Source organism: Amycolatopsis sp. NPDC006131, from assembly GCF_040614175.1.
Classification (GTDB): Bacteria; Actinomycetota; Actinomycetes; order Mycobacteriales; family Pseudonocardiaceae; genus Amycolatopsis_E; species Amycolatopsis_E tucumanensis.
Map to the genome: position 1 here is coordinate 1 of NZ_JBEXTX010000226.1, position 3,456 is coordinate 3,456.

3 protein-coding genes and 1 pseudogene are annotated in these 3,456 nt (G+C 67.5%); all 4 read right to left on the reverse strand.

Features of this window, described 5'->3' with window-relative positions; all coding sequences use genetic code 11:
• Positions 1 to 61: 61 nt before the first annotated feature.
• Entirely contained in the window at positions 62 to 400 is a 339-nt protein-coding gene (gene mimD, locus ABZ215_RS43465; RefSeq protein ID WP_037323764.1) for a propane 2-monooxygenase effector subunit MimD, read from the reverse strand.
• A gap of 8 nt (positions 401 to 408) precedes the next feature.
• A complete protein-coding gene (locus ABZ215_RS43470; protein WP_020419347.1) occupies positions 409 to 1,509 on the reverse strand; it encodes an aromatic/alkene monooxygenase hydroxylase subunit beta in 1,101 nt (366 codons plus the stop codon).
• A 20-nt stretch (positions 1,510 to 1,529) separates the two neighbouring features.
• Positions 1,530 to 2,576, reverse strand: coding sequence for a 2Fe-2S iron-sulfur cluster-binding protein (locus ABZ215_RS43475; protein ID WP_020419346.1), 1,047 nt, complete (start codon positions 2,574 to 2,576; stop codon positions 1,530 to 1,532).
• Positions 2,577 to 2,644: 68 nt separating this feature from the next.
• A pseudogene (locus ABZ215_RS43480) lies at positions 2,645 to 3,456 on the reverse strand (methane monooxygenase); the annotation flags it as partial.

A 3,456-nucleotide genomic window follows, 5' to 3' on the forward strand; every position in this document is an offset into this window, starting at 1 on the left:
TGAGGTGTGCGGGGCGGCGCCGGAGCGCCCCCCCCCACCACGAGTGCGGGGTGTGGTGTCGTCAGCCGTGCGCGGACAGGTCGAAACCGATGTACTCGGCGGCGTCCTCGGGGTTGGCGAACAGCAGGGTGCGGTCGTCCAGGTGCACCATGCGGCCGTAGTGGGTGGAGCTGATCTCCTCGAAGATCGACCCGTCGAACGGCTCGCCGAGGGCCTCGGTCAGCTCGTCGTAGTCGAACTCCAGGAGCCGGGTGCCGTCCACGCGGATCATCGACGGGTACTCCACGAGCGAGACGCCGTCCTTGGCTCCCATCACGTCGGCTACCACGCGCCCGACGGGGGTGTTCATCAGCGTGACGCCGCACATGTTCGAAGACCCGGCCTGCGAACCGAACTGCATGGTGCTGCTCACTTGTCCAACTCCTTCGGGATGTCCAGCCCGATCTCCTCGAGCAGCTGGGTGAACTTCTCCTTGGTCGCGCCGAGCGAGTCGGCGAAGGTGCGGGCCTTCTCGGCCGGCTGCGACCAGATCGGCTGCAGCGCGTAGGCGGCGTCCAGGCACGGCGGCACCCACTTCGCGAGCCACCGGCCGAACAGCTCCTTGTTGGCCTCGCCGTGCTGCTCGTCGCGGGTGAGCATGCGGAACAGCGCCCGCGTGTAGCCGAGGTCGCGGCTGTAGTCGTGCTCGCCGGTGCCCACGATCGTCGGGGTGATGTAGTCGCCGTTGGTGGCGGAGATCTGCATGACCAGTTCCGACCGGAAGAGCTGGCCGACGAGCTGCTCGAACACGACGTTGGCGCCGAACAGCAGTTCCGCCCAGTCGCCGACCGCGGTGAGCTCTTCGACGGCCTTGCGGGTGGGCTGCCACTCCTCGGCCGAGGCCCACACCTCCTTGTGCACCGACCCGTCGAAGGTGTCCAGCGACTCCGACAGGTCCAGGTTGAACAGCGCGAGGTCCTGCGCGAAGCGCATCTTGTGCGCCGCGTTGACGGCCACCGCGGTGTTGATCATGTTGGTCGGGCCGGAGCGCTGGATCGAGGTGAACACGTGCAGCGCCATCCCGTTCTCGGCGTGCATCCACGCTCCGAGGTTGCGGGCGATGAACTTCTGCCAGGCGGTGTTCCAGTTGCCGTAGGCGCCCGCGCGCTTGGCGTTCTCCAGGCACAGGGAGACCTGACGGACCACCGCGGAGTTGTTGCGGTAGATCGTCTGCTCCCACTCCTCGTTCGGGTCGAGGAAGGCGTGCCAGTTCGACGACTTCGCGGCGGTCCACTCCTTCGGATAACCGCCGGGCCCGTCGCCGAAGCCGTAGATCCAGCCCTGGGACAGGTGCCGCTCGGGGTCCGGCTGCACGTCGACGGTGACGTCCTCGTACACCGTGGCGCGCAGCTTCGCCGGCTTGAAGTAGTTGTAGCTGCGGCTCTTCGAGCTCGGGAACTCCAGGGCACCCGCCTCGGAGTCGGTGAACTCCACCTTCGGGAAGCTGCGCGTCTTCGCACTGCTCGTCATGTGATGTCTCCTTGCGATGTCTACTCGTCGCGAACCGACGTGGTGAATTTGTCGTAGAACACCTGGTCGTCCGGCACGCCCTGGCTCGCCGCCAGCGCCAGCGCGGCGTCCACCATGGGCGGCGGGCCGCACAGGTACACCTCGCTGCGGTGCAGCTCGGGCTCCCTGGCCGCCACCACGTCGGTGACCATCCCCGGTTCGGCCGTGACCCCGAGCTCACCGGCGCCCTCGGTGGACTCCGAGAGCGCGACGACGAACCCGAAGTCGGGCAGCCGTTCGCCCAGGGCGCGGATCTCGTCCAGGTAGAACAGGTCCGCGGCGGTGCGGGCGCCGTAGTAGAAGCGGATCCGCCGGGTGTCCCCGGTTTCGCTGAGGTGGCGCAGCAGGCTGAGCACCGGAGCCATACCGGCGCCGCCCGCCATCAGCACCAGGGGCAGCACGTGCCCGTTCTTGAGCGTGAAGTTGCCGTACGGCCCGGTCAGCTCGATCGTGTCGCCGGCCGCGATCCCGTCGTCGAGCAACGCGGAGAACCGGCCGCCCGGGTACTTCTTGATGACGAACTCGATGTGGTCGGCGGTGGATGGGATCGTCGCCATCGAGAACGACCGGTGCTCGTCGGTGCCCGGGATGGTCAGGTCGGCGTACTGGCCGGGTTTGAACTCGTACGCCGGCGGGTCGACCGGCTTGAGCTTGAGCCCGACGATGTCGTGCGTGTGCTCCACGATCTCGACGACCTCGGTCCGGATCCGCTGCAGCGGGGCGGAGTTGAGCAGCTCCTCCTCGTCGAAGTTGAGCAGCTCGATGGTGCAGTCGCTGAAGGCGTGCGCCCGGCACAGCAGCACATAGCCCTCTTCGACCTCGGCGTCGTTGCAGGCGAACGTCGAGTAGCGCTCCATCTGGATCTCGCCGTCCAGCACGTACGACTTGCACGCCGAGCACTGGCCCTCGCGGCACCCGTGCATGAGGTGGATGCCCTGGCGGAACGCGGCGTCGAGGATCTTCTCGTCCTCGCCGACCTCCATCTCGATGTCGACCGGTTCGAAGGAGATGCGGTGCTTGTCGGCCATTGGTCTCTCGATTCTCCGGGGAGCGGACGGCGGTGGGGGCACACCGCCGTCCGCGGGTCCTCAGGCCGTCAGGCGACCGTGACGTTCGGGTTGGCGCGGTAGGCCGCGGCCCACTCCTCGCGCTCCTGATCGGTCATCTGGTTGAGCGTGACGTTCGGGCTGGCGAACCGGATGCCGCGGAGGTCGTCGAGCGTCCACAGCTTCTTCGGGTCGTCCAGGTCCAGGTGCGGCTGCGGGATGAGCGTCTTGCCGTCGTCGCGGACGTAGCCCAGGTCCTTGACGATGTCGGCGAGATCCCGGTCGTGGTGCAGCGTCTCCCACTCGCGCTTGCCGGTGAGCCGGCCCATGTTCGGGGTCTCCCGGCCCTCGTACTCGGGGCGGAAGGCGACCTTGTCGGTCCAGGCGCAGGTTTCCGAGCAGTAGGTGCGCCACTGGTCGTCGACCTTGTCGACCACCAGGTCCTCGCGGACGAGGCAGGGCACCATGCAGGTCCAGCAGCGGTGCGGGTACTCGTAGCCGACCTCTTCGAACGCGATCGGCTTGTTGCGGCCCGGGTAGCGCAGCCGGTTGTAGGCCTCCCACCACTTGCCGAACTGGTTGTACCAGCCCGGGTACTTGTCCTCGAACCACTCGAAGTCGGCGTCGGTCATGCCGTCGATGCGCCAGTAGTTGACCGGCCAGCCGGTGGCGAAGAACTGCGCGACCCGGTGCACGTAGAACTTGTTGGTGATCCGGTTCCACGCCTCCTCGACCAGGTCGTGCGGGATGACCAGGCCGTACTTCTCCAGCGGGAGCAGGTAGCTGCGGTAGTAGTCGTCGTAGATCCAGCGGCGCCACATCTCGGCGTAGGACTCGCGGTCCTTGCGGCGGTCCTTGGTGC